This is a genomic window from Streptococcus oralis (assembly GCF_003943415.1).
In the GTDB taxonomy this organism is placed as follows: Bacteria; Bacillota; Bacilli; order Lactobacillales; family Streptococcaceae; genus Streptococcus; species Streptococcus oralis_BJ.
The window spans coordinates 214,360-237,595 of sequence record NZ_RJPK01000003.1; the positions used below are offsets into that span (position 1 = coordinate 214,360).

The window sequence follows — 23,236 nt, forward strand, 5'->3', positions numbered from 1 at the left end:
GATGGCATTTATCGAAAAAGGTCAAGAAATTGATATTGAAGCAATCAAGGCTGCAACTCAGCTGTCACCTGAAGTCTTGCGTTATAAGGAAGCGCGAGATCGAGAGTTAGCAGCTATCATCTCGGGTGAGGACGATCGAATCCTTTTGGTGATGGGGCCTTGCTCTTCAGACAATGAAGAGGCTGTTTTGGAATATGCCCGTCGTTTAGCTGATTTGCAGAAAAAAGTTGCGGATAAAATCTTTATCGTCATGCGAGTCTATACAGCCAAACCTCGTACGAATGGAGATGGCTATAAGGGCTTGATTCACCAGCCAAATGCTAGCGAGGCTCCTAGTCTCATCAATGGTTTGCAGGCGGTTCGTCAGCTCCATTACCGTGTGATTACCGAAACGGGCTTGACGACAGCTGATGAGATGCTCTATCCGTCAAATCTCATTTTGGTCGATGATTTAGTCAGTTACCATGCTGTAGGAGCTCGTTCAGTGGAAGACCAGGAACACCGCTTTGTTGCGTCTGGGATTGATGCACCAGTTGGGATGAAAAATCCGACATCTGGGAACCTTGGAGTTATGTTTAATGCTATCTATGCAGCTCAAAACAAGCAAACCTTCCTTTACCATGGCCAAGAAGTGGAGACTTCAGGAAATCCCTTGGCCCACGTTATCCTTCGTGGAGCCATGAATGAATATGGAAAAAACGAACCCAATTTCTACTATGAAACCCTCTTAAATGCCATCAATCGTTATGAGACCATGGGACTTGAAAATCCCTTCATTATCATCGATACCAATCATGACAATTCTGGCAAGCAGTATATGGAACAAATTCGCATTGTTCGTCAAGCCTTGCTGAATCGTGACTGGAATGAAAAGATTAAAAAGACGGTTCGAGGCTTTATGATTGAGTCTTACCTAGCAGACGGTCGCCAAAATCAACCAGAGGTCTTTGGTTGCTCCATAACTGACCCTTGTCTAGGTTGGGAAAATACAGTGGCCTTGGTAGACGAAATTTATACTACCTTAACAAAATAAGTGAAAAGGATGGAGTTGGGGGAATCTCAACTCCTTTTGATGAAAATGATAGTTGGACATGGAATTGACATCGAAGAATTGGCTTCGATAGAAGGCGCAGTTACACGGCACACAGGCTTTACCAAGCGGGTGCTAACAACTAAGGAAATGGAGCGCTTTACCAGTCTCAAAGGGCGCAGACAAATCGAATATTTGGCAGGTCGTTGGTCGGCTAAGGAAGCCTTTTCCAAGGCTCTGGGAACTGGTATTGGTAAACTGACCTTTCAGGATTTGGAAGTTTTGAACAATGAACGAGGAGCTCCCTATTTTAGTCAGGCGCCATTTTCAGGGAAGATTTGGCTGTCGATCAGCCATACAGATCAGTTTGTGACAGCCAGTGTCATTTTGGAGGAAAATCATGAAAGCTAGTCCACATAGACCAACCAAGGCTCTGATTCATCTGGGAGCCATTCGACAAAATATTCAGCAAATGGGGGCTCATATCCCTGAAGGAACGCTCAAGTGGGCAGTGGTCAAGGCCAATGCCTATGGACATGGGGCGGTAGCTGTTGCCAAGGCGATTCAAGATGATGTCGACGGCTTTTGTGTTTCTAATATTGATGAAGCTATTGAGTTGCGTCAAGCAGGTATAAACAAGAAAATCCTCATCTTAGGAGTTTCTGAGCTAGAAGCTGTTTCCCTAGCTAAAGAATACGACATCACCTTGACAGTGGCAGGGTTGGAGTGGATTCAAGCGCTGTTAGACACGGAAGCAGATTTAACTGGCTTGACTGTTCACCTCAAGATTGACTCAGGAATGGGACGGATTGGTTTTAGAGATGCTGGCGATGCTGAAGAGGCTCAAGACTTGCTCAAGCAAAAGGGTGCTCGCGTTGAGGGAATTTTTACCCATTTTGCGACTGCAGATGAAGTATCAGATACCTACTTTAATGGCCAGTTGGAACGATTTAAAATCATTCTGTCAAGTATGAAGGAAGTGCCAGAGCTAGTACATGCCAGCAATTCTGCCACGACTCTTTGGCATGCAGAGACTATTTTCAATGCAGTCCGTATGGGAGACGCTATGTATGGCCTGAATCCCAGCGGAGAGGTCTTGGACTTGCCTTATGACTTGACACCAGTCTTGACCTTGCAATCTGCCCTTGTTCATGTCAAAACAGTTCCAGCTGGAGCTTTCATGGGCTATGGGGCGACCTATCAGGCGGATAGAGAGCAAGTCATTGCGACGGTGCCAATCGGCTATGCGGATGGTTGGACACGAGACATGCAGAATTTCTCTGTCTTAGTAGATGGACAAGCTTGCCCAATCGTCGGCAGGGTTTCGATGGACCAAATCACTATTCGATTGCCTAAGGTTTATCCGCTAGGGACAAAAGTAACCCTGATTGGCTCCGACGGAGATAAGGAAATCACAGCTACTCAGGTAGCAGTCTACCGTGGGACTATTAACTATGAGGTGGTTTGTCTCCTCAGCGATCGCATTCCGAGAGAATATGATTAAAACTAAGAAAGGAGTGGAGCATGAATCTACATCAACCCTTGCATGTCTTGCCTGGTGTGGGACCAAAGTCAGCAGAGAAGTACGCTAAAATAGGAATCGAAAACTTGCAAGACCTCTTGCTCTACTTTCCTTTCCGTTATGAAGATTTCAAGACCAAGCAGGTCCTAGATCTGGAAGATGGCGAAAAGGCGGTTCTTTCTGGTCAAGTCGTAACTCCTGCCAGTGTCCAGTATTATGGTTTCAAGCGCAATCGTCTGCGCTTTAGCCTCAAGCAGGGAGAAGTCGTTTTTGCGGTGAATTTCTTTAACCAACCCTATCTAGCTGATAAGATAGAGTTAGGAGCAACCCTTGCTGTCTTTGGGAAATGGGACCGTGCTAAGGCCAGTCTGACTGGGATGAAGGTTCTGGCTCAGGTGGAGGACGACCTCCAGCCCGTCTATCGTCTGGCTCAAGGAATCAGCCAGCCAGGGCTGGTCAAGGTCATTAAGACAGCCTTTGATCAGGGGTTGGACCTCTTGATAGAGGAAAATCTTCCCCAGTCTTTGCTGGACAAATACAAACTCATGTCCCGTTGTCAGGCCGTTCGTGCCATGCATTTTCCTAAGGATCTAGCAGAATACAAGCAGGCACTTCGTCGGATCAAGTTTGAGGAACTCTTTTACTTCCAAATGCAGTTGCAGACGCTCAAGTCTGAAAATAGAGTTCAGGGAAGCGGTCTGGTTCTGAACTGGTCTCAGGAAAAAGTAACGGCTGTCAAGGAATGTCTACCTTTCGCTCTGACTCAAGCTCAGGAAAAGAGTTTGCAGGAAATTTTAACTGATATGAAGTCCGACCACCACATGAATCGTCTCCTGCAAGGAGATGTAGGGAGCGGGAAAACGGTAGTCGCTGGCTTGGTCATGTTTGCTGCAGTGACGGCTGGCTACCAAGCGGCCCTCATGGTACCGACCGAAATCCTAGCTGAGCAACACTTTGAAAGTTTACAGAGTCTCTTTCCAGACTTGAAACTGGCTCTCTTGACAGGATCCTTGAAAGCTGCAGAAAAAAGAGAAGTCTTGGAGACCATAGCAAAGGGTGAGGCCGATTTGATTATCGGGACTCATGCTCTGATACAAGATGGGGTTGATTATGCACGTCTTGGTTTGATTATCATCGATGAGCAGCACCGTTTTGGTGTGGGGCAAAGGCGTATTTTACGAGAAAAAGGGGATAATCCTGACGTTCTCATGATGACGGCGACGCCCATTCCACGAACCTTGGCTATCACAGCCTTTGGAGATATGGATGTTTCCATTATTGACCAGATGCCAGCGGGTCGGAAACCCATTGTGACACGTTGGATCAAACATGAGCAACTACCTCAGGTGCTGACTTGGTTAGAGGGGGAAATCCAAAAAGGTTCTCAAGCCTATGTCATCTCTCCCTTGATTGAAGAATCAGAAGCTCTGGATCTGAAAAATGCCATTGCCTTATCTGAGGAGTTGACAGCTCATTTTACAGGTAAGGCCGAAGTAGCTCTTCTACATGGTAAAATGAAGAGTGATGAAAAAGACCAGATTATGCAGGATTTTAAAGAGAGAAAAACGGATATTCTGGTTTCGACGACGGTTATCGAGGTTGGGGTCAATGTTCCCAATGCGACCGTCATGATTATCATGGATGCCGATCGGTTCGGTCTCAGCCAGCTTCACCAGCTCAGAGGTCGTGTTGGTCGGGGGGACAAGCAGTCCTACGCTGTTCTCGTTGCCAATCCCAAGACGGATTCTGGGAAAGATCGCATGCGCATCATGACAGAAACCACCAATGGATTTGTCCTTGCGGAGGAAGATTTGAAAATGCGTGGTTCTGGTGAGATTTTTGGAACCAGACAGTCAGGACTTCCAGAGTTTCAAGTGGCTGATATTATCGAAGATTTTCCGATTTTAGAAGAAGCCAGAAAGGTTGCCAGCTACATTAGTTCGATAGAAGGCTGGCAAGAGGATCCAGAATGGCGCATGATTGCTCTCCACCTAGAAAAGAGAGAACATCTGGATTAAGCCTTTTCTAAGAAATCTATAAGCTAGCTTTTAGGTTTGGGTCTTATACTAGAGTCATCAAAAAGAAATGAGGACTCTCACATGACTATTAAAGTAACCTACCAAAAGAAATTCCAAACCGTCAAACTAGAGAAAGGAGCTAGCACCTATTGATACACAGAGAGCGGAAACGCTCTTTTTATTTTTAAAACTACTTTCAGACGATAGGTTTGAGGAAAGAGAATCTAAAATCACTTTCTATTTAGCATTCTTTCTTGCATTGCCTTCCTAGATATGCTAGAGTTATGATAGCGATTACAAAAACTAAAGGAGTATGCTATGAAAAATCCAGCTTTGTTAGAAGAAATCAAGAACTATCTAGGACGGGATGAGGTTCCAGCAGACTTTGATACTTTTTGGGATGAGGAAGTGAAAAAAGTTTCATCTCTTCCAGCCTACCAGTTGGAGGAGAGAGATTTCCACATTCCCCAAGTCAAGTGCTATGAGCTAACATTTGAAGGAACAAATGAAGGCAAGGTCTACGCACGCATCGTCCTTCCAAAGACTGAGGAGAAAGTTCCGTTAATCTTCCATTTCCATGGCTATATGGGACGTGGTTGGGACTGGACCGACATGCTGGCCTATACTGTGGCTGGTTACGGTGTTGTTTCTATGGATGTGCGGGGGCAGTCGGGCTATTCGCAAGACGGCTTGCGCTCTCCACTAGGAAATACGGTGAAGGGACATATTATTCGTGGTGCAGTTGAAGGCAGGGATCATCTCTTTTATAAGGATGTCTATCTGGATATTTACCAGTTGATCGAAATTATTGCAAGTCTGCCACAGGTAGATGAGGAAAGACTTTCTAGCTATGGTGCCTCACAAGGCGGTGCTTTAGCCCTGGTTGCAGCAGCGCTCAATCCTCGGATTCAGAAAACAGTTGCTATCTATCCCTTCTTGTCTGACTTTAGACGAGTGCTTGAGATTGGCAATACCAGTGAAGCCTATGATGAACTCTTCCGTTATTTCAAGTTCCACGATCCCTTCCATGAAACTGAGGAGGAAGTCATGGCGACCCTCGCCTATATCGATGTGAAAAATCTTGCCCATCGTATCAAAGGTGAGGTCAAGATGATTACGGGCTTGGATGACGATGTTTGCTATCCCATTACCCAGTTCGCGATTTACAACCGTTTGACTTGCGATAAGGCCTATCGTATCATGCCGGAGTATGCCCACGAAGCCATGAATGTCTTTGTCAATGACCAAGTCTACAACTGGCTTTGTGGTAGTGAGATCCCTTTCTCCTATGTAAAATAATAACTTTGAGAGGGCGCTAGCTCTCTTTTTTATTTGATAAATTGCAAGAATAAGTGCAACATTTACTCTAACTCATCCACTAGAGCCTCATAAGCAGTTCTGTAAGCTAAACATTTTCGCGGTCTGTGATTGATATCATATAAGGCCTTGTTCAAAGCCTCATCAGTGATAGTGGCTAAATCTGTTTTCTTTGGGAAATTCGATTGTAACAAGAAGAAAAAGCTGGATCCTTAGAATGTGCTGCGATCAATCCCGACATGGTCAAAGCCTGTTTGGTATATCGATTTCCTTGCGTGATGTGTGAGGATTTTTTAATGCCAGCACTTTCATAAGACCCTGGGCAGAGTCCAGTCCATGATGCTAAGTGTGCATCGGATGGAAAGGCTGTAACAGTTGGTCCAATCTCAGCTAAAATAGTTCAGCACAGTTTTCGTTCACACCAGGAATAGTTTGAAGCATCCTAAGAGCTAGGAATGTAAGATGGCTCAATCAGTCCACAACGTCCGAGTTGAGCAATCCATTCAGCGTCCTTCACATCTGTCTGTCTTACGACCGGGTACATTCTTGATATGTTGAGGATTGGCAAGTACTAATACTAGATTAGAATCTGAAAAGATATTCAAAAGAGGGAGCCAATATTGCCCAGTACTTTCAAAAAAGACATGTGTGACATGATTTTCTACCACCCAATCTAAGGCATTGTGAAGAGCTACAGTAGTTGTCTCAAATTTCTTCTGAATTTTCTTTGGTTTATTGCTATCTAGTGGACCATCTAGAATACAACAAACAATGGATTTTTGGTGAACATCAATGCCACAACATGTCTCAATCATGACTTCCATTAAAAAAACCTCTTGTTAACTATTTGAACAATAGAACAAGAGGTTAATTGTAATTTTATTTTCACTTTCAAGACGTATTCGAGTTATCTCATGACTCTTGTTCATCCAGTTTTATGTACAGGCTAGGAAAAGCCCTATTAAAGACCACGGATTTGCGTTGTTCAGCTTAATTATAAGCTAAACTTCTTTTTCTGTCATGAGTTAGCAGGCTTTGCCTGCTTAGAGTTTTATGTGTTTATCGGGCTCATTATGCTAAGTTATTTGGTGGCTGTATTAGCACCTGCTCTTTTTAATCCTAATATTCTTCTGGTTACCCTTCTTTTAGGCATTTTCTTCTTTTTCAATCGTGCACGACAACTTGGAGTGACCTACTATAGTCGTTTTCATTTTACGATTGTAGGATGTTTGCTGGTAACTCTCGCTATTACGACTCTCTTGATGGTACAGAATTATCAATTCAACATAGAAATTTATCAGCACAATCCTCTGAACGTTAAATACTTGTCTGCTTGGGTCATTACTTATCTGATTTACCTTCCTTGGGTTTTTATCGGCAATCTCGGGCTTAAAAGTTATGGCGAATGGGCTCAAAAAAAGTTTGAGCAAGATATGGATGAACTGGAGAATGGAGAATAGCTTGTTATCTTTTTATCAATCTTGGTAAAATGTGTTATAATAGTACTAATTTATCGGACGGTGTGAAAGTGCTAGAATACGTTCATACCTTTGTAAAGAAGGAAGAAGGAAAACAGATGTATCCAGATGATAGTTTGACATTGCACACGGACTTGTACCAGATCAATATGATGCAAGTTTACTTTGACCAAGGGATTCACAATAAAAAGGCGGTCTTTGAAGTTTATTTCCGCCAGCAACCTTTTAACAACGGCTATGCAGTTTTCGCTGGTTTGGAAAGAATTGTACATTATCTTAAAGACTTGCGCTTTTCAGATAGTGATATCGACTACTTAGAGTCGCTAGGCTATCATGGGGCGTTCTTAGATTACCTCCGCAATTTCAAGTTGGAGTTGACGGTTCGTTCCGCTCAGGAAGGGGACTTGGTTTTTGCCAATGAACCGATTGTGCAGGTGGAAGGGCCTCTAGCCCAATGTCAATTGGTTGAAACGGCTCTGTTAAACATCGTTAACTTTCAAACCTTGATAGCGACCAAGGCAGCACGTATTCGTTCGGTCATTGAGGATGAACCCTTGATGGAGTTCGGAACACGTCGTGCGCAAGAAATGGATGCAGCTATCTGGGGAACACGCGCAGCCGTGATTGGTGGAGCCAACGGAACTAGCAATGTGCGAGCAGGGAAGCTCTTTGGCATTCCTGTCTTGGGGACTCATGCCCATGCCTTGGTACAGGTTTATGGAAACGACTATGAGGCTTTCAAGGCTTATGCGGCGACCCATCGTGACTGTGTCTTTCTAGTAGATACTTATGACACGTTGCGAATCGGTGTGCCAGCTGCCATTCAGGTAGCGCGTGAGTTGGGAGACAAGATTAACTTTAAGGGTGTTCGTATCGACTCTGGGGATATTGCCTACATTTCCAAGAAAGTCCGTCAGCAACTGGACGAGGCTGGCTTTACAGAGGCTAAGATTTATGCTTCCAATGACCTTGATGAAAATACTATCCTCAATCTCAAGATGCAAAAGGCCAAGATTGATGTCTGGGGTGTGGGAACCAAGCTGATTACAGCCTATGATCAGCCAGCTCTTGGGGCAGTTTATAAGATTGTGGCTATTGAAGATGAAAATGGCCAGATGCGCAATACCATCAAATTGTCCAATAATGCTGAAAAAGTGTCTACGCCAGGTAAGAAGCAGGTATGGCGCATTACCAGTCGTGAAAAAGGCAAGTCAGAAGGCGACTACATCACCTATGATGGTGTAGATGTTGCTAGCATGACAGAAATCAAGATGTTCCATCCAACTTATACCTATATCAAAAAGACCGTTCGAAATTTTGATGCGGTTCCTCTCTTGGTGGATATTTTCAAAGCAGGAACATTAGTTTACAGCTTGCCTAGTTTGACTGACATCCAGGCCTATGCTCGTAAGGAATTCGACAAGTTATGGGATGAATACAAGCGCGTGCTCAATCCGCAACATTACCCAGTAGACTTGGCGCGTGATATTTGGCAAGATAAGATGGATTTGATTGATAAGATGCGCAAAGAAGCCCTTGGTGAAGGAGAAGAAGAATGAGTTTGCAAGAGACCATTATCCAGCAACTGGGTGTCAAGCCAGTGATTGACGCCCAGGAAGAAATTCGTCGTTCGATTGATTTCTTAAAGAGATACTTAAAAAAACACCCCTTCCTTAAAACTTTTGTACTAGGGATTTCTGGAGGTCAGGACTCAACCTTGGCAGGGCGCTTGGCGCAATTAGCGATGGAAGAAATGCGAGCAGAGACAGGAGATGACAGCTACCAATTTATCGCTGTCCGCCTGCCATACGGAGTGCAGGCTGATGAAGCAGATGCTCAAAAAGCCCTCGCTTTCATCCAACCAGATGTCAGTCTAGTTGTAAATATCAAGGAATCAGCTGACGCTATGACAGTAGCAGTTGAAGCGACAGGAAGCTCTGTTTCAGACTTTAATAAGGGAAATATCAAGGCTCGTAGTCGCATGATTGCTCAATATGCGCTTGCAGGGGCACATAGTGGTGCGGTTATTGGAACAGATCATGCTGCGGAAAATATCACAGGTTTCTTTACCAAGTTTGGTGATGGTGGTGCGGATATTCTCCCTCTTTACCGCCTCAATAAACGCCAAGGGAAACAACTCTTGAAGGAACTTGGTGCAGACTCCGCCCTCTATGAAAAAATTCCAACAGCAGACCTAGAAGAAGACAAACCAGGGCTGGCTGATGAAGTCGCCCTTGGAGTCACTTATGAAGAGATTGATGACTACCTAGAAGGCAAAACAATCAGCCCAGAAGCTCAAGCAACTATTGAAAACTGGTGGCACAAAGGCCAACACAAACGCCACCTACCAATTACTGTCTTTGATGACTTTTGGGAGTGAAAACCTCCAGTGGAGGTTTTCAGCCCGAGTCTAGAAACGGGAAAACGAGGAACCTCCAGTGGAGGTTTTTACCCTGAGCCTAGAAATGAGAAAGCGAAGAAGGTTCTGTTGAACCTTTTTTGCTTGAGCCTTAAGCTTAGAAAGCGAGGTAACATTATGAAAGCAATCGGTACGCAAATGTTACAGACAGAACGTTTGATTTTAAGAAGATTTGTGGAGAGTGATGCGGAAGCCATGTTTCAAAATTGGGCTTCATCTGCTGAGAATCTGACCTATGTCACCTGGGATCCTCATCCTGATGTTGAAGTGACTCGGAACTCGATTCGAAATTGGGTTGTCTCTTATACCAATCCCAACTATTACAAATGGGCGATTTGTCTCAAAGAGAATCCAGAGCAAGTGATAGGAGATATCAGTATCGTTGAAATGGATGAGGATGATTCTTGTTGTGAAATTGGCTATATTTTAGGTAAAACCTATTGGGGTCGTGGTATGATGACAGAGGCTTTGAAAACTGTATTAGACTTCTGTTTTACTCAAGCAGGATTTCAAAAAGTTAAAGCACGTTATGCCAGTCTCAACCCAGCTTCAGGCCGAGTCATGGAAAAGGCTGGAATGACCTATCTAAAAACCATTGCCAATGGGGTTGAGAGAAAAGACTACGTTGCGGACCTTATTTATTACCAGATTAAAAAGAACTAAGAAATGACCTGAGCTTCAAAAGTTAAATTTTGAAGCTCAGGTCATTTTCTTCTGCTCTTTTATTTTAACTCATAAAGCCAGTCATCGCCGTCTTTATAGTAAAAGAATTCACTGAGATCCTCTTCTAGAAACACACGAAGCATATCAGACATATCATCGGTTGCAAGTTTTAGATGAGATAGATTGTCAAAATCCTCCCACCAGACTTTCCCTTCGTCTGAAGACTGGAGTTCACCAGTAAAGTGTTCTGTCTTGTAAAAAAGGACGACATACCGATAATCCTCGTCATCATACCAGTCTTTGATACCACAAAGTTGAGGTTTGGATATGGTTAGTCCAGTTTCTTCCTTGACTTCTCTGATAACTGCATCAGTAAAAGATTCCCCACGCTCTACATGACCACCAGGAAAAGTGATTCCGGGCCAGTCGGGATTAACTCGATCTTGGACCAGAACCTTGTCACCATTTTTAATCATGCACATGTTGACAAATTCGACTAATTCTCGTCTGTTCATATTGTTTTTCCTATTTTGTTAGTAGCTTTTCCACGACGTTTAACTTTCGCATGGTCAAATCTATACCAAACAGTTTTTCAAGATAGTTGGTATTGAGCTTTTTTCGTTTTGCAGTTCTAGGGAGATAAAGGTAGAGACAGTGATCGCCTACACAAATTTCTTCCTCACCGTAGTCAGCTTTCAATTTTTCTAGTGGCAGACTTTGGATAAATTCCTGATAAAGAATCACATGTACACGATCATGAAGATAGTCTTCTCTAAATGGGTTCTCATGAACAATCTTTTCAAAATCGTTCTTATTCTTGATAACCATTTTTAAGTCAGCTCCAATTTTTTCCTTTATCAGAGTATGAACACGTTCTCGTATTTCTTCTAAATCTAAGTCACTTTCAAGAATGATATTCCCACTTTGAATATAGGTTCGAACGTGTTGAAAACCAGCTTCTGTCAGAATATCTACCAAATAAGACATTTTTGGGATAGCATTTTTTCCATTAGGAGTAACGCCTCTTAGTAAAATAATATGTTCCAAAGGACTTCCTTTCTTATTTGGTATTTATTGAATTTGAGCCTGCCACCCAGCCGGTACAGAGGGCAGAAGTGATGTTAAAGCCACCCGTGTGGGCATTGATATCCAGTACCTCGCCAGCAAAGTGGAGCCCAGGAACGAGCTTACTTTCCAGAGTTTTAGGATTGATTTCCTTGAGGCTGACGCCACCTTTGGTGACAAAGGACTTGGCAAGGGACATTTTGCCAGTAACAGGGATTTTGAGTACTTTGATAGACTGGAAAAGTTGTTCCCGTTCTTTTTCAGTTAGCTGTTTGACTTTGTCAGGATAGCCTTGCACAAAAAATTCTGCCAAGCGTTCTGGAAGCAAAGTTTTTAAAGCATTTTTCAAGGATTTTTCACGGTTTTCTTCTAGAAATGCCAACAAGTCGCTCTCAGAAAGTTGTGACAAGACATCCAAAGAAAGGACTTCACCTCCCTTGACAAAGCTAGACATGCGTAGAGCGGCAGGACCAGATAAACCAAAGTGGGTAAAGAGGAGGTCGTGGGTGATAACATGCTTACCATAACTTAAGGTCACGTCATCCAGTGAGATTCCCTGCAAGGCCTTATGTGGAAAATCTGTCAATAATGGACTTTCAGCGGCTTCAAGCTCTGTAATGGTGTGCTTAAAATGGCGAGCAATTTCGTGACCAAAACCAGTCGAGCCTGTAGAAGGATAGGATTTACCACCAGTTGTGACAATCAGTTTATCACAAGTGAAGCTTTGGTCCGCAGACTTCAGGACAAACTGATCATCTACCTTTTTAACAGAAACAATCTCTGTTTGAGTAGCAACTTGACCACCGAGTTCAGTGATTTTCTTTTCTAAGGCCTCGATAATGGTCCGAGACTTGTCACTGGCTGGAAAGACGCGCCCGTGGTCTTCAACCTTGAGTTTAACACCATTTTCCGTAAAAAAGTTGATAATATCATGGTTATCAAACTGAGAGAAGACACTGTAAAGAAAGCGCCCATTTCCAGGGATGCCAGCCAGTAGGTCATCTAAGCTACCATTGTTGGTGACATTGCAACGTCCCCCGCCTGTTCCAGCTAATTTTTTGCCAAGTTTCCGATTTTTTTCGATAAGAAGGGTTTTCTGACCATAAAAGCTACTAGAAATCGTAGCCATCATGCCAGCAGGCCCTCCACCGATAACAATAGTATCAAAATGTTTCATAGCTCTATTGTACCACAAAAAACAAGAGATGCTTGGCATCTCTTGTGGCTAATAATCTTAGTTGATTTCATACCCCATCAACAAACCGCCATCTTCTGCATAAAAACTGCAGAGACCAGACGTAGGGATGATTTTGATATTGGCTTGTGGGAATGTTTCCAGCAAGCGTTCTGACAATTGCTGACAGAATTTTTCATTGCTACGATGAGCCATGACGATACGACCACCAGCATAGCCAGCCTTGATGAGTTCTTCATAGGCTGCTTGAAGGGACTTTTTAGCACCACGAGCTTTTTGAAGAAGCTCTAGGGTTCCAGTTTCACTTGCTTCCCCAACCATACGGATGTTGAGAAGACCAACGACTGTACCGATAAGCTTACTTAAACGGCCATTTTTTACCAAGTTATCAACTTTAGCGAGGACAAAGAGCAATTTTGTTTTTTCTTGGTAGGCTGTGATAGCTTCAACAATTTCCTCATGAGAAAGTCCTTGGTCAATCAAGTCATTGATTTTTTCGACAATCAAGTCAACTTCCCCACCTGCAGATAAACTATCAATCACATGAATCTGAGTGTCAGGGTGTTCTTCAAGGTAGATATTTTTAGCGAGTTGTGCACTATTATGACTACCTGAAAGAGTACCAGTGATAGTAACGACAAAAATATGTTTGGCACCTTCAAATGCACGCAAGTAATCATCAGGGCTAGGGCAAGCTGATTTTGAAGCCTCAGAAGTCGCATACATGGTTTTCATCATGTGGTCAATGTCGAGATTGGCATCATCAATAAAGACCTGATCAGCTACTTGAATGGTTAAAGGAACACTAACAAATTCAGTATCAATAGCAGGAGTTGCCAGTTGACGATAATCACAACCAGAGTCAGCTACAATCTTCCAAGTCATAGAAATTCTCCATCTTTGTCACTTATACATTGACAAAGGTTCTGTCTTTTTTTACAATTATATCATGAAAGCCCTTGAAACAAAAGTACCACCTCTCTGTTGTCACAAGTAGAAAGAAATTGTTATGTCTGAACGTAAAATATCTGAAAAATCTCTTGAAAATCTCAGAAAATCCAATCAAGAATCCAATTTTTTAACCAGAGAAGCAATCGAGACGGCTCTTTTGCAACTTCTAGAGAAAAAAGACTTGGCTAAGATTAGTATCTCAGAGTTGGTCAAGCGGGCGGGTGTCTCACGCGCTGCCTTCTATCGCAATTATGATTCTAAAGAAGCAATTTTAGAAAGTGTTTTTAAACGCAGTGTTCATAATATCATGGAACAATTGAGCCACTACGATGTCAGAACAGACCTTTATCTAGTCTGGGTTCACCTTTTTCGAGCAGCCAAGAAAGAAGCCAAGGTTATCCAACTTGCTCTGGACTACCACTTGGAAAAGATTTTCGTCCAAGCCATGCAGGAATTTCTGGAAAAATACCACGGAAAATCAAAAGGCGTCAGCAGCTACCTTCATTCCTTTTGGAGTTCTGCCATCGTATCGGTTCTGCTCAAATGGATCAAGGATGGCATGAAGGTTCCAGCTGAAAAGATTGCAGATTTACGCTTGCCATTTTTCAAAAAATAGAGGACAAGGAGAAGACTTATGACAGAAAAAAGACTAGCTTGGGATGAGTACTTTGCAGCCCAGGCCTTACTGATTGCCAATCGTTCGACCTGTAAACGCGCCAAAGTAGGAGCTGTCCTAGTTAAGGACAATAAAGTCATTTCAACAGGCTACAATGGTTCCGTATCAGGAACGGAGCACTGCATTGACCACGAATGTCTTGTCATTGAAGGACACTGTGTCCGAACCCTTCACGCCGAGGTCAATGCCATCTTGCAAGGAGCCGAACGAGGGGTTCCCAGAGGTTTTACAGCCTATGTAACCCATTTCCCTTGTCTGAACTGCACCAAACAACTGCTACAAGTTGGCTGCAAGCGCGTAGTTTATATCAACCAGTACCGAATGGATGACTATGCCCAATACCTTTATCACGAAAAAGGTACCGAGTTGACCCATTTACCATTAGAGACTGTTCAGACAGCTCTCCAAGAGGCAGATTTGATTTAGAAATTAATAAAAATAAATGGTTTAGAAAGCTTTTTAAACCGTTTTTTGATATAATAAGAAGAATAAATTGAAAGAAGGAATTCAGAAAATGGGAAAAATTGAAGTCATTAATCATCCACTCATTCAACATAAATTATCAATCTTGCGTCGTACAGACACTTCTACAAAAGCCTTTCGCGAATTAGTAGATGAGATTGCAATGTTGATGGGATATGAAGTACTTCGTGATCTTCCGCTTGAAGACGTGGAAATCGAAACACCTATCACAAAGACCGTTCAAAAACAATTGGCTGGTAAAAAATTGGCGATTGTCCCAATCTTGCGTGCAGGTATCGGGATGGTAGATGGCCTCTTGAGCTTGGTTCCAGCAGCAAAGGTTGGACACATCGGTATGTACCGTGATGAAGAAACCCTTCAACCAGTTGAATACTTGGTGAAATTGCCTGAGGATATTGACCAACGTCAAATCTTTGTCGTTGATCCAATGCTTGCAACAGGTGGTTCAGCTATCTTGGCTGTTGACTCCCTTAAAAAACGTGGGGCATCAAACATCAAGTTTGTCTGTCTGGTAGCTGCTCCAGAAGGAGTGAAAGCTCTTCAAGCAGCTCACCCAGACGTCGAAATCTTTACAGCAGCCTTGGATGAACACTTGAATGAACATGGCTATATTGTTCCAGGTCTCGGAGATGCTGGAGACCGCTTGTTCGGTACGAAATAAGACTCAGATAGAGTCTTAAAGATGAAATTGGAGGATGTTTCTAATTTCGTAAGGAGGTTGAATTTTTGATTCTGTCGATAGTATAGAGCAAAAATTTGACCTTTTTTGACCAAAAAGATATAATAGTTCTGTATTGAGTCGTGAGACTAAGAAAATTCAACATTAAAAGGAGAAATGAATGATTCCTGTAGTTATTGAACAAACAAGCCGTGGAGAACGTTCCTATGATATTTACTCCCGTCTTCTGAAAGATCGCATCATCATGCTAACTGGGCCAGTCGAAGATAATATGGCCAACTCAGTTATTGCCCAATTACTCTTCTTGGATGCCCAAGATAGCACAAAAGATATTTACCTTTATGTCAATACACCTGGAGGCTCTGTGTCAGCTGGTTTGGCAATCGTTGATACTATGAACTTTATCAAGGCAGATGTTCAAACCATTGTTATGGGGATGGCTGCATCCATGGGGACTGTCATTGCATCAAGTGGCGCAAAAGGCAAACGTTTCATGCTTCCAAATGCAGAGTATATGATTCACCAACCAATGGGTGGTACAGGTGGTGGTACCCAACAGACAGATATGGCAATCGCTGCAGAGCACTTGCTTAAAACTCGTAAGACTTTGGAGCAAATCCTTGCGACTAACTCAGGTAAATCAGTTGAGCAAATTCATGCAGATGCAGAACGTGATTACTGGATGAGTGCCCAAGAAACACTGGAATATGGCTTTATTGATGAAATCATGGCTAACAATTCTTTGAGCTAAGCAGCCTAGAAAGCAAACTCGACGGAGTTTGCTTTTTTTGATATAATAGGATAAGATTTCTTAGAAAGAGGCTTCATCATGTTTGAAAAGGTCAATCGCTCAGGATTAATCATCTATCTTTACTATAATCGGGATGCAAAGAAACTTCAGGAATACGGTGACATCTGTTACCATTCTAAGAAGCATCGCTACTTGCAACTCTATGTTCCAACTGAGGAGCTAGATGATTTAGTTGAGAGATTAGGTAAGGAAAGATTTATCAAAAAAATTAGACGTTGTCACATTCAAGAGCTAGAAACTCCCTTCGTTGGAAATCTCTATCGCACTGAGGAAAACGTTATCATTTAAAAAATGAGACAAATGTGTTGACAATTTTCTGATAATTCGGTATATTCTTAACATACTATTTTTGAAACAACTATAAGGAGATTAAAAATGAAGAAAAAATTTGCCCTATCTTTTGTGGCTCTTGCTAGCGTAGCTCTTCTCGCTGCCTGTGGAGAGGTCAAGTCAGGAGCGTCAAATACGACTGGTAACCCAGTAGACGAAAAGACTATCAAAATCGGTTTTAACTTTGAAGAAACAGGTGCTGTGGCGGCTTACGGTACAGCTGAACAAAAAGGTGCTCAACTTGCTGTTGATGAAATCAACGCTGCTGGTGGTATCGACGGAAAACAAATCGAAGTTGTAGACAAAGACAACAAATCTGAAACTGCTGAGGCTGCCTCTGTTACAACTAACCTAGTGACCCAATCAAAAGTTACAGCTATCGTAGGACCTGCGACATCTGGTGCAACTGCTGCAGCTGTAGCCAACGCTACTCAAGCAGGGGTTCCATTGATTTCACCAAGTGCGACTCAAGACGGTTTGACCAAAGGTCAAGAATATCTATTTATCGGAACTTTCCAAGATAGCTTCCAAGGGAAGATTATTTCTAACTATGTAACAAACAAATTGAATGCTAAGAAGGTTGTTCTATATACTGACAATGCAAGTGACTATGCTAAAGGTATTGCTAAATCTTTCCGCGAAGCATACAAAGGTGAAATTGTTGCAGATGAAACTTTTGTAGCAGGTGATACAGACTTCCAAGCAGCCCTTACTAAAATGAAAGGGAAAGAGTTTGACGCTATCGTTGTTCCAGGTTACTACACAGAAGCAGGTAAAATCGTAAACCAAGCGCGTGGTATGGGAATTGATAAACCAATCGTTGGTGGTGACGGCTTTAACGGTGAAGAGTTTGTTCAACAAGCAACTGCTGAAAGAGCTTCAAACATTTACTTCATCTCAGGATTCTCAACTACCGTTGATGTTTCTGCAAAAGCTAAAGCTTTCCTTGAAGCTTACCGTGCAAAATACAATGAAGAACCTTCAACATTCTCAGCTTTGGCCTATGACTCAGTTTATCTAGTAGCCAATGCTGCAAAAGGTGCTAAAAACTCAGGTGAAATCAAGGACAACCTTGCTAAAACCAAAGATTTTGATGGTGTAACTGGTCAAACGAGCTTTGATGCAGATCACAACACAGTGAAAACGGCTTACATGATGACCATGAACAATGGTAAAGTGGAAGCAGCAGAAGTTGTAAAACCATAACATTAGAATAGTAGTTGAAATAGGGAATGAGCCTTTGACTCACTCCCTGTTTCGGTGTTTATGAACTTGTGAAAATTGAGAAATTTTCTAAAAAATAACGATAGAAAAGAGTGAATGCTATGCTCCAACAACTTGTGAATGGTTTAATTCTGGGTAGTGTTTATGCACTTTTGGCCCTGGGTTATACCATGGTTTATGGAATTATCAAACTCATCAACTTCGCCCACGGTGATATTTATATGATGGGTGCCTTTATTGGTTACTTTTTGATTAATTCTTTCCAAATGGATTTCTTTTTAGCTTTAATTATTTCAATGGCAGGAACCGCACTACTTGGTGTTGTGATTGAGTTTCTTGCCTACCGTCCTTTGCGACACTCTACACGTATTGCTGTATTGATTACTGCTATCGGAGTGTCTTTCCTACTGGAATATGGAATGGTCTACTTGGTCGGTGCCAATACTCGCGCCTTTCCTCAAGCCATTCAAACAGTTCGCTATGATTTGGGGCCAATCAGCTTGACAAACGTCCAGTTAATGATTTTAGCAGTTTCCTTACTCTTGATGATTTTATTGCAAGTGATTGTTCAAAAAACAAAAATGGGGAAAGCCATGCGTGCTGTATCAGTTGATAGTGACGCGGCGCAATTGATGGGAATCAACGTAAACCGTACTATCAGCTTTACATTTGCCTTGGGTTCAGCCCTTGCTGGAGCGGCAGGTGTTCTCATTGCCCTTTACTACAACTCTCTTGAACCTTTGATGGGTGTGACTCCGGGTCTTAAATCTTTCGTTGCGGCCGTTCTTGGTGGTATCGGGATTATTCCTGGTGCAGCTCTAGGAGGATTTGTGATTGGCTTGTTGGAAACTTTTGCAACTGCCTTTGGTATGTCTGATTTCCGTGATGCCATCGTTTATGGAATCTTGCTTTTGATTCTGATTGTTCGTCCTGCAGGTATCCTTGGTAAGAATGTGAAAGAGAAGGTGTAAACAATGAAGACAAATCTTAAAGTAAATATTCTCTGGTTATTCCTTCTGTTAGCGGGTTATGGATTGGTTAGCGTATTGGTTTCTGCTGGTGTTCTTAATCTATTCCATATCCAAATTTTAGAACAAATTGGGATTAATATCATCCTTGCAGTAGGTTTGAACCTAATCGTTGGTTTTTCAGGACAATTCTCACTCGGTCATGCAGGTTTTATGGCGATTGGGGCTTATGCAGCAGCGATTATTGGCTCAAAATCACCAACCTATGGTGCCTTCTTTGGAGCAATGGTCTTAGGCGCCTTGATTTCTGGTGCAGTCGCTTTGCTCGTTGGAATTCCAACACTCCGTTTGAAGGGTGACTACCTGGCTGTTGCGACACTAGGTGTTTCAGAAATCATTCGTATCTTTATCATTAATGGTGGAAGTTTGACCAACGGTGCTGCTGGTATCTTGGGTATTCCAAACTTTACCAACTGGCAGATGGTTTATCTATTTGTGGTGATCACAACTATTGCAACTCTCAATTTCTTACGTAGTCCAATTGGACGCTCTACTCTATCTGTTCGTGAGGATGAGATTGCTGCAGAGTCCGTTGGGGTAAACACTACAAAAATCAAGATTATCGCTTTTGTCTTTGGAGCCATTACAGCAAGTATTGCTGGTTCACTTCAGGCTGGTTTTATCGGATCTGTTGTGCCAAAAGATTACACCTTTATTAATTCCATCAACGTGTTGATTATCGTAGTATTTGGTGGACTTGGTTCTATTACTGGTACTATTGTTTCAGCGATTGTTTTAGGAATTTTAAATATGCTCCTTCAAGATGTAGCTAGCGTACGTATGATCATCTACGCCTTGGCTCTTGTATTGGTTATGATTTTCAGACCAGGTGGACTTCTTGGGACATGGGAATTGAGTCTATCACGTTTCTTTAAAAAATCTAAGAAGGAGGGACAAAACTAATGGCATTACTTGAAGTTAAACAGTTAACCAAACATTTTGGCGGTCTAACAGCTGTTGGAGATGTCACTCTTGAATTGAACGAGGGAGAATTGGTTGGTTTGATTGGACCAAACGGTGCTGGTAAAACGACCCTTTTCAATCTCTTGACCGGTGTTTATGAACCAAGCGAAGGTACTGTGACACTAGATGGTCACCTCCTAAATGGGAAAACTCCCTACAAGATTGCTTCGCTTGGACTCAGTCGTACTTTCCAAAATATTCGTTTGTTCAAGGATCTGACAGTTTTAGACAATGTTCTCATCGCTTTTGGAAATCATCATAAACAACATGTTCTCGCTAGCTTTCTACGCTTACCTGCTTTCTATAAGAATGAGGAAGAATTAAAAAATAAAGCTTTGGACTTACTGAAGATTTTTGATTTGGATGGTGACGCAGATACTCTTGCTAAGAATCTGGCCTATGGCCAACAACGTCGATTAGAAATCGTTCGTGCTCTGGCAACTGAACCTAAGATCCTCTTTTTGGATGAACCTGCAGCTGGGATGAATCCACAAGAAACGGCTGAATTGACAGAATTGATCCGTCGTATCAAAGACGAATTTAAAATTACCATCATGCTCATCGAACACGATATGAACTTGGTTATGGAAGTCACTGAGCGTATCTATGTTCTTGAATATGGTCGGTTGATTGCTCATGGGACTCCGGATGAGATCAAGAACAACAAACGCGTTATCGAAGCTTATCTAGGAGGTGAAGCCTAATGTCTATGTTAAAAGTTGAAAACCTCTCTGTTCATTACGGCATGATCCAAGCAGTTCGTGATGTAAGTTTCGAGGTTAATGAAGGTGAAGTTGTTTCCTTGATTGGTGCCAATGGTGCTGGTAAAACAACGATTCTTCGCACCCTTTCAGGTTTGGTTCGTCCAAGTGCTGGTAAAATTCAGTTTTTAGGAAAAGAAATTCAAAAGATGCCAGCGCAAAAAATCGTGGCAGGTGGCCTTTCACAAGTTCCTGAAGGACGCCATGTTTTTCCAGGATTGACTGTTATGGAAAACTTAGAAATGGGAGCCTTTTTAAAGAAAAATCGTGAAGAAAATCAAGCCAACTTGAAAAAAGTCTTCTCACGTTTCCCTCGTCTGGAAGAACGCAAATACCAAGATGCGGCAACTCTTTCAGGTGGTGAACAGCAGATGCTGGCTATGGGACGCGCGCTCATGTCAACACCTAAGCTCCTTCTCTTGGATGAGCCGTCAATGGGACTTGCCCCGATCTTTATCCAAGAAATTTTTGATATCATCCAAGATATTCAGAAGCAAGGAACAACGGTTCTCCTAATTGAACAGAACGCGAACAAGGCCCTTGCTATCTCTGATCGTGGTTATGTACTTGAAACAGGAAAAATTGTCCTATCAGGAACAGGAAAAGAACTCGCAGCATCAGATGAAGTCAGAAAAGCATATCTAGGTGGCTAAAACAATCCACTGGATTGTTTTGTAGATGAATTTGAAGAGCTCCAATTTGGGGCTCTTTCTTCGTTTGGTCACTATTTTGATGGACTTGATTTGAGCACCCGTTTTCTTAATATAGAATCTAACTTGACAAAAGCATGTGTTCATTATATAATAGAATAAATAAAAATATTGAACAAAAGAGGCTGAAGATATGCTATCAGAAAAACAATTTAAACTTTTACGTTTTTTGTTGACTCACAAAGACGAAAACTTTACACAGAGACAATTGGCTGAACAGCTAGATATCGCTTTGGGGACGGTAAATAATCTTCTCAAGGAATGTAAAGAAGAGAAGTGGATCAGTGAGGAAAATCATTTAACTGACTTAGGTGAGGAGGCTATAGCTCCGTATCAGGTGAAGAATGCCATTATCATGGCTGCAGGTATGAGTAGCCGCTTTGCTCCTCTGTCTTATGAGCTACCTAAAGGATTGCTTCAAGTTAAAGGTGAGCGTTTGATTGAGAGAGAAATCAAGCAGTTGCAAGAAGCTGGGATAGAGGATATTACAGTTATTGTAGGATATCTGCAGGAAAAAATGTTCTATCTAGCAGAAAAATTTGGCGTTAAAATTGTTGTGAATAATGATTACTACAAGTACAACAACTGTTCTTCTCTCATGCTAGTCAGAGATCAACTTTCTAACACTTATATTTGCTCTTCGGATAATTATTTTGTGGAAAATCCGTTTGAGCAATACATTTACAGGGGTTACTATTCGACTATATTTGCAGAAGGGGATACAGACGAATACTGCTCTAAGGAAGACTCCAATCACACGATTATCGATATTCAAATCGGTGGGACGAATACTTGGGCTATGGTGGGGCACGTTTATTTTGATCGTGCATTTAGTGAAAAATTCGTGGACATTTTAGAAGCTGAATTTAAGCATGAACCATATCGCGAACAGCTCTGGGAAGATTATTATAGTCGTCACGTCAAGGAACTTCCTTTGGAAGCTCGGCATTATTCAGCAGATATTGTTAAGGAGTTTGATTCACTAGATGAGTTGCGTCAGTTTGATGAACACTATTTGGTGAATACGAATTCGGAAATCATTGATAACATCTGTAAGACATTAGGATGTATAGCTTCAGATATTGTCAATATTAAACCCCTAAAAGACGGTTTAACCAACACTTCGTTTTCATTTGACTGCCTAGGTAAGAAATATGTTTACCGTCATCCAGGTAGAGGAACGGAGAATTATATCGATCGTGCTAGTGAAGCGGCTTCCATGGAAATTGCTGCAAAATTGAAGATTGACCGTACCTTTGTTGCCATGAACAAGGATGAGGGCTGGAAAATTTCAGAATTTATCCCTAATGCCAAGCAACTAGATTATGATAATTGGGATGATGTAGCAAAAGCAATGGAGCTTTTGAGACGCTTGCACCAATCTGGAGAAAAAACGGATCATTCTTTTGATCAATTTGAGGGAATTGATGATTTTAGACGAAAATTAAAGGCTAGCAATCGTTTTGAGTTTGATGGACTTGAAGAGTTGGATAAGAATGTCTCAGTTCTCGAGAAGCTTTTACAAGAAGATCAAGCGAAAAAGGTTCTCTGCCACGGAGATTCTTATAGCCCGAATTTCTTGTTGAATGAAGCTGGCGAAATGAGCTTGATTGATTGGGAATATTCTGGTATGGGAGATCCAGCAGGAGATTTAGGAACCTTTATCGGGTGTTCAAATTATACAGTAGAAGAAGCTGAAAAGGTACTTGAAATCTATCTACAAGAAGTTCCAGACAAGAAAACCAAACGTCACTATTTTGCCTATGTATCAGTGACTTCGTATTATTGGTTTTTGTGGGCCCTGTTCCAAGAAAGCGTTGGAAAACCAGTAGGTGAATTTCTTTACATCTGGTATCGTTATACCAAGCAGTATGGAAAACTTGCATTAGATTTATACTTAGAGGAGAATTGAG

Annotated in this window: 26 protein-coding genes and 1 pseudogene; 20 read left to right on the forward strand and 7 right to left on the reverse strand. The window is 42.1% G+C overall.

Translation table 11 applies throughout. The features are described from left to right. The first annotated feature begins 1 nt into the window (after nucleotide 1). The 5 genes from D8801_RS05760 (at nucleotide 2) to D8801_RS05785 (ending at nucleotide 5,869) form a co-directional block, all read left to right on the forward strand. Nucleotides 2-1,033, forward strand: a complete 1,032-nt coding sequence (locus D8801_RS05760) for a 3-deoxy-7-phosphoheptulonate synthase (RefSeq protein ID WP_000864036.1) — start codon at nucleotides 2-4, stop codon at nucleotides 1,031-1,033. 45 nt (nucleotides 1,034-1,078) lie between these two features. After that, nucleotides 1,079-1,441, forward strand: coding sequence for a holo-ACP synthase (acpS, locus tag D8801_RS05765; protein ID WP_221761548.1), 363 nt, complete (start codon nucleotides 1,079-1,081; stop codon nucleotides 1,439-1,441). After that, nucleotides 1,431-2,534, forward strand: a complete 1,104-nt coding sequence (alr, locus tag D8801_RS05770) for an alanine racemase (RefSeq protein WP_125848495.1) — start codon at nucleotides 1,431-1,433, stop codon at nucleotides 2,532-2,534. The genes acpS and alr overlap by 11 nt, the downstream gene beginning before the upstream one ends. A gap of 20 nt (nucleotides 2,535-2,554) precedes the next feature. Then, nucleotides 2,555-4,570 carry an ATP-dependent DNA helicase RecG gene (gene recG, locus D8801_RS05775; protein WP_125848497.1) on the forward strand — a complete coding sequence of 672 codons (2,016 nt, stop codon included), beginning with the start codon at nucleotides 2,555-2,557 and terminating at the stop codon, nucleotides 4,568-4,570. Nucleotides 4,571-4,888: 318 nt separating this feature from the next. Beyond that, on the forward strand, nucleotides 4,889-5,869 hold the full coding sequence (locus tag D8801_RS05785; RefSeq protein ID WP_125848498.1) for an acetylxylan esterase: 981 nt from the start codon (nucleotides 4,889-4,891) through the stop codon (nucleotides 5,867-5,869). A gap of 62 nt (nucleotides 5,870-5,931) precedes the next feature. Here the strand turns inward: D8801_RS05785 and D8801_RS09940 are convergent. The 3 genes and pseudogenes from D8801_RS09940 to D8801_RS05805 form a co-directional block, all read right to left on the reverse strand. Further along, a pseudogene (locus D8801_RS09940) lies at nucleotides 5,932-6,081 on the reverse strand (IS30 family transposase); the annotation flags it as partial. Then, nucleotides 6,045-6,284, reverse strand: coding sequence for a transposase (locus D8801_RS10060; protein ID WP_125848545.1), 240 nt, complete (start codon nucleotides 6,282-6,284; stop codon nucleotides 6,045-6,047). The gene D8801_RS10060 and the pseudogene D8801_RS09940, both read right to left, overlap by 37 nt. A 106-nt stretch (nucleotides 6,285-6,390) precedes the next feature. After that, nucleotides 6,391-6,711 (reverse strand): IS110 family transposase, encoded by a 321-nt coding sequence (locus D8801_RS05805; RefSeq protein ID WP_125848500.1) that lies wholly within the window; start codon nucleotides 6,709-6,711, stop codon nucleotides 6,391-6,393. Between the two features lie 249 nt (nucleotides 6,712-6,960). On the opposite strand from D8801_RS05805, the gene D8801_RS05810 reads away from it, so the two are divergent. The 4 genes from D8801_RS05810 to D8801_RS05825 all read left to right on the forward strand — a co-directional run bounded on the left by D8801_RS05810 (nucleotide 6,961) and on the right by D8801_RS05825 (nucleotide 10,447). After that, entirely contained in the window at nucleotides 6,961-7,347 is a 387-nt protein-coding gene (locus D8801_RS05810; protein WP_260468144.1) for a DUF6773 family protein, read from the forward strand. A gap of 116 nt (nucleotides 7,348-7,463) precedes the next feature. Then, a complete protein-coding gene (locus tag D8801_RS05815) occupies nucleotides 7,464-8,924 on the forward strand; it encodes a nicotinate phosphoribosyltransferase (protein ID WP_125848504.1) in 1,461 nt (486 codons plus the stop codon). Continuing rightward, nucleotides 8,921-9,745, forward strand: a complete 825-nt coding sequence (gene nadE / locus D8801_RS05820; protein ID WP_125848506.1) for an ammonia-dependent NAD(+) synthetase — start codon at nucleotides 8,921-8,923, stop codon at nucleotides 9,743-9,745. The genes D8801_RS05815 and nadE overlap by 4 nt, the downstream gene beginning before the upstream one ends. A gap of 156 nt (nucleotides 9,746-9,901) precedes the next feature. Continuing rightward, on the forward strand, nucleotides 9,902-10,447 hold the full coding sequence (locus tag D8801_RS05825; RefSeq protein ID WP_125848508.1) for a GNAT family N-acetyltransferase: 546 nt from the start codon (nucleotides 9,902-9,904) through the stop codon (nucleotides 10,445-10,447). A gap of 59 nt (nucleotides 10,448-10,506) precedes the next feature. Here the strand turns inward: D8801_RS05825 and D8801_RS05830 are convergent, their stop codons facing one another. Genes D8801_RS05830 through D8801_RS05845 form a run of 4 tightly spaced genes read right to left on the reverse strand, consistent with a single transcriptional unit; the run spans nucleotide 10,507 to nucleotide 13,592 of the window. Next, nucleotides 10,507-10,962, reverse strand: a complete 456-nt coding sequence (locus D8801_RS05830) for an 8-oxo-dGTP diphosphatase (RefSeq protein ID WP_125848510.1) — start codon at nucleotides 10,960-10,962, stop codon at nucleotides 10,507-10,509. Nucleotides 10,963-10,972: 10 nt separating this feature from the next. Next, the gene (locus tag D8801_RS05835) at nucleotides 10,973-11,494 is read right to left on the reverse strand and encodes a DUF1697 domain-containing protein (protein WP_125848511.1); all 522 of its coding nucleotides are present in this window, start codon (nucleotides 11,492-11,494) and stop codon (nucleotides 10,973-10,975) included. Nucleotides 11,495-11,507: 13 nt separating this feature from the next. After that, complete coding sequence (gene aao, locus D8801_RS05840) at nucleotides 11,508-12,689, reverse strand: aminoacetone oxidase (protein ID WP_125848513.1); 1,182 nt, start codon at nucleotides 12,687-12,689, stop codon at nucleotides 11,508-11,510. Nucleotides 12,690-12,746: 57 nt separating this feature from the next. Further along, a complete protein-coding gene (locus D8801_RS05845; RefSeq protein WP_125848515.1) occupies nucleotides 12,747-13,592 on the reverse strand; it encodes a DegV family protein in 846 nt (281 codons plus the stop codon). Nucleotides 13,593-13,716: 124 nt separating this feature from the next. On the opposite strand from D8801_RS05845, the gene D8801_RS05850 reads away from it, so the two are divergent. From D8801_RS05850 to D8801_RS05905, 11 genes are all read left to right on the forward strand, one after another. Next, nucleotides 13,717-14,274 carry a TetR/AcrR family transcriptional regulator gene (locus tag D8801_RS05850; RefSeq protein ID WP_093586631.1) on the forward strand — a complete coding sequence of 186 codons (558 nt, stop codon included), beginning with the start codon at nucleotides 13,717-13,719 and terminating at the stop codon, nucleotides 14,272-14,274. An 18-nt stretch (nucleotides 14,275-14,292) separates the two neighbouring features. After that, entirely contained in the window at nucleotides 14,293-14,760 is a 468-nt protein-coding gene (locus D8801_RS05855) for a deoxycytidylate deaminase (protein ID WP_000136990.1), read from the forward strand. 88 nt (nucleotides 14,761-14,848) lie between these two features. Continuing rightward, nucleotides 14,849-15,478, forward strand: coding sequence for a uracil phosphoribosyltransferase (gene upp, locus D8801_RS05860; protein WP_025169005.1), 630 nt, complete (start codon nucleotides 14,849-14,851; stop codon nucleotides 15,476-15,478). 178 nt (nucleotides 15,479-15,656) lie between these two features. Next, on the forward strand, nucleotides 15,657-16,247 hold the full coding sequence (clpP, locus tag D8801_RS05865; RefSeq protein WP_000613470.1) for an ATP-dependent Clp protease proteolytic subunit ClpP: 591 nt from the start codon (nucleotides 15,657-15,659) through the stop codon (nucleotides 16,245-16,247). A gap of 78 nt (nucleotides 16,248-16,325) precedes the next feature. After that, on the forward strand, nucleotides 16,326-16,595 hold the full coding sequence (locus tag D8801_RS05875; RefSeq protein ID WP_093586633.1) for a YlbG family protein: 270 nt from the start codon (nucleotides 16,326-16,328) through the stop codon (nucleotides 16,593-16,595). A gap of 87 nt (nucleotides 16,596-16,682) precedes the next feature. Further along, complete coding sequence (locus D8801_RS05880; RefSeq protein WP_125848517.1) at nucleotides 16,683-17,843, forward strand: ABC transporter substrate-binding protein; 1,161 nt, start codon at nucleotides 16,683-16,685, stop codon at nucleotides 17,841-17,843. Nucleotides 17,844-17,962: 119 nt separating this feature from the next. Beyond that, nucleotides 17,963-18,832 carry a branched-chain amino acid ABC transporter permease gene (locus D8801_RS05885; protein WP_000941414.1) on the forward strand — a complete coding sequence of 290 codons (870 nt, stop codon included), beginning with the start codon at nucleotides 17,963-17,965 and terminating at the stop codon, nucleotides 18,830-18,832. Nucleotides 18,833-18,835: 3 nt separating this feature from the next. Continuing rightward, complete coding sequence (locus D8801_RS05890; RefSeq protein WP_000856265.1) at nucleotides 18,836-19,792, forward strand: branched-chain amino acid ABC transporter permease; 957 nt, start codon at nucleotides 18,836-18,838, stop codon at nucleotides 19,790-19,792. Further along, nucleotides 19,792-20,556 carry an ABC transporter ATP-binding protein gene (locus D8801_RS05895; RefSeq protein ID WP_001186010.1) on the forward strand — a complete coding sequence of 255 codons (765 nt, stop codon included), beginning with the start codon at nucleotides 19,792-19,794 and terminating at the stop codon, nucleotides 20,554-20,556. The genes D8801_RS05890 and D8801_RS05895 overlap by 1 nt, the downstream gene beginning before the upstream one ends. Then, nucleotides 20,556-21,266 (forward strand): ABC transporter ATP-binding protein, encoded by a 711-nt coding sequence (locus tag D8801_RS05900; protein ID WP_125848520.1) that lies wholly within the window; start codon nucleotides 20,556-20,558, stop codon nucleotides 21,264-21,266. The genes D8801_RS05895 and D8801_RS05900 overlap by 1 nt, the downstream gene beginning before the upstream one ends. 190 nt (nucleotides 21,267-21,456) lie before the next feature. Next, the gene (locus D8801_RS05905) at nucleotides 21,457-23,235 is read left to right on the forward strand and encodes a phosphotransferase (RefSeq protein WP_125848522.1); all 1,779 of its coding nucleotides are present in this window, start codon (nucleotides 21,457-21,459) and stop codon (nucleotides 23,233-23,235) included. Nucleotide 23,236: the final 1 nt, after the last annotated feature.

Bases quoted from the DNA above. Each gene is read 5' to 3' on its own strand.
- D8801_RS05760 (WP_000864036.1), top strand. From the start codon at position 2: ATGGCATTTATCGAAAAAGGTCAAGAAATTGATATTGAAGCAATCAAG.
- acpS (WP_221761548.1), top strand. From the start codon at position 1,079: ATGATAGTTGGACATGGAATTGACATCGAAGAATTGGCTTCGATAGAA.
- alr (WP_125848495.1), top strand. From the start codon at position 1,431: ATGAAAGCTAGTCCACATAGACCAACCAAGGCTCTGATTCATCTGGGA.
- recG (WP_125848497.1), top strand. From the start codon at position 2,555: ATGAATCTACATCAACCCTTGCATGTCTTGCCTGGTGTGGGACCAAAG.
- D8801_RS05785 (WP_125848498.1), top strand. From the start codon at position 4,889: ATGAAAAATCCAGCTTTGTTAGAAGAAATCAAGAACTATCTAGGACGG.
- D8801_RS05805 (WP_125848500.1), bottom strand. From the start codon at position 6,711: ATGGAAGTCATGATTGAGACATGTTGTGGCATTGATGTTCACCAAAAA.
- D8801_RS05810 (WP_260468144.1), top strand. From the start codon at position 6,961: ATGCTAAGTTATTTGGTGGCTGTATTAGCACCTGCTCTTTTTAATCCT.
- D8801_RS05815 (WP_125848504.1), top strand. From the start codon at position 7,464: ATGTATCCAGATGATAGTTTGACATTGCACACGGACTTGTACCAGATC.
- nadE (WP_125848506.1), top strand. From the start codon at position 8,921: ATGAGTTTGCAAGAGACCATTATCCAGCAACTGGGTGTCAAGCCAGTG.
- D8801_RS05825 (WP_125848508.1), top strand. From the start codon at position 9,902: ATGAAAGCAATCGGTACGCAAATGTTACAGACAGAACGTTTGATTTTA.
- D8801_RS05830 (WP_125848510.1), bottom strand. From the start codon at position 10,962: ATGAACAGACGAGAATTAGTCGAATTTGTCAACATGTGCATGATTAAA.
- aao (WP_125848513.1), bottom strand. From the start codon at position 12,689: ATGAAACATTTTGATACTATTGTTATCGGTGGAGGGCCTGCTGGCATG.
- D8801_RS05845 (WP_125848515.1), bottom strand. From the start codon at position 13,592: ATGACTTGGAAGATTGTAGCTGACTCTGGTTGTGATTATCGTCAACTG.
- D8801_RS05850 (WP_093586631.1), top strand. From the start codon at position 13,717: ATGTCTGAACGTAAAATATCTGAAAAATCTCTTGAAAATCTCAGAAAA.
- D8801_RS05855 (WP_000136990.1), top strand. From the start codon at position 14,293: ATGACAGAAAAAAGACTAGCTTGGGATGAGTACTTTGCAGCCCAGGCC.
- upp (WP_025169005.1), top strand. From the start codon at position 14,849: ATGGGAAAAATTGAAGTCATTAATCATCCACTCATTCAACATAAATTA.
- clpP (WP_000613470.1), top strand. From the start codon at position 15,657: ATGATTCCTGTAGTTATTGAACAAACAAGCCGTGGAGAACGTTCCTAT.
- D8801_RS05875 (WP_093586633.1), top strand. From the start codon at position 16,326: ATGTTTGAAAAGGTCAATCGCTCAGGATTAATCATCTATCTTTACTAT.
- D8801_RS05880 (WP_125848517.1), top strand. From the start codon at position 16,683: ATGAAGAAAAAATTTGCCCTATCTTTTGTGGCTCTTGCTAGCGTAGCT.
- D8801_RS05885 (WP_000941414.1), top strand. From the start codon at position 17,963: ATGCTCCAACAACTTGTGAATGGTTTAATTCTGGGTAGTGTTTATGCA.
- D8801_RS05890 (WP_000856265.1), top strand. From the start codon at position 18,836: ATGAAGACAAATCTTAAAGTAAATATTCTCTGGTTATTCCTTCTGTTA.
- D8801_RS05895 (WP_001186010.1), top strand. From the start codon at position 19,792: ATGGCATTACTTGAAGTTAAACAGTTAACCAAACATTTTGGCGGTCTA.
- D8801_RS05900 (WP_125848520.1), top strand. From the start codon at position 20,556: ATGTCTATGTTAAAAGTTGAAAACCTCTCTGTTCATTACGGCATGATC.
- D8801_RS05905 (WP_125848522.1), top strand. From the start codon at position 21,457: ATGCTATCAGAAAAACAATTTAAACTTTTACGTTTTTTGTTGACTCAC.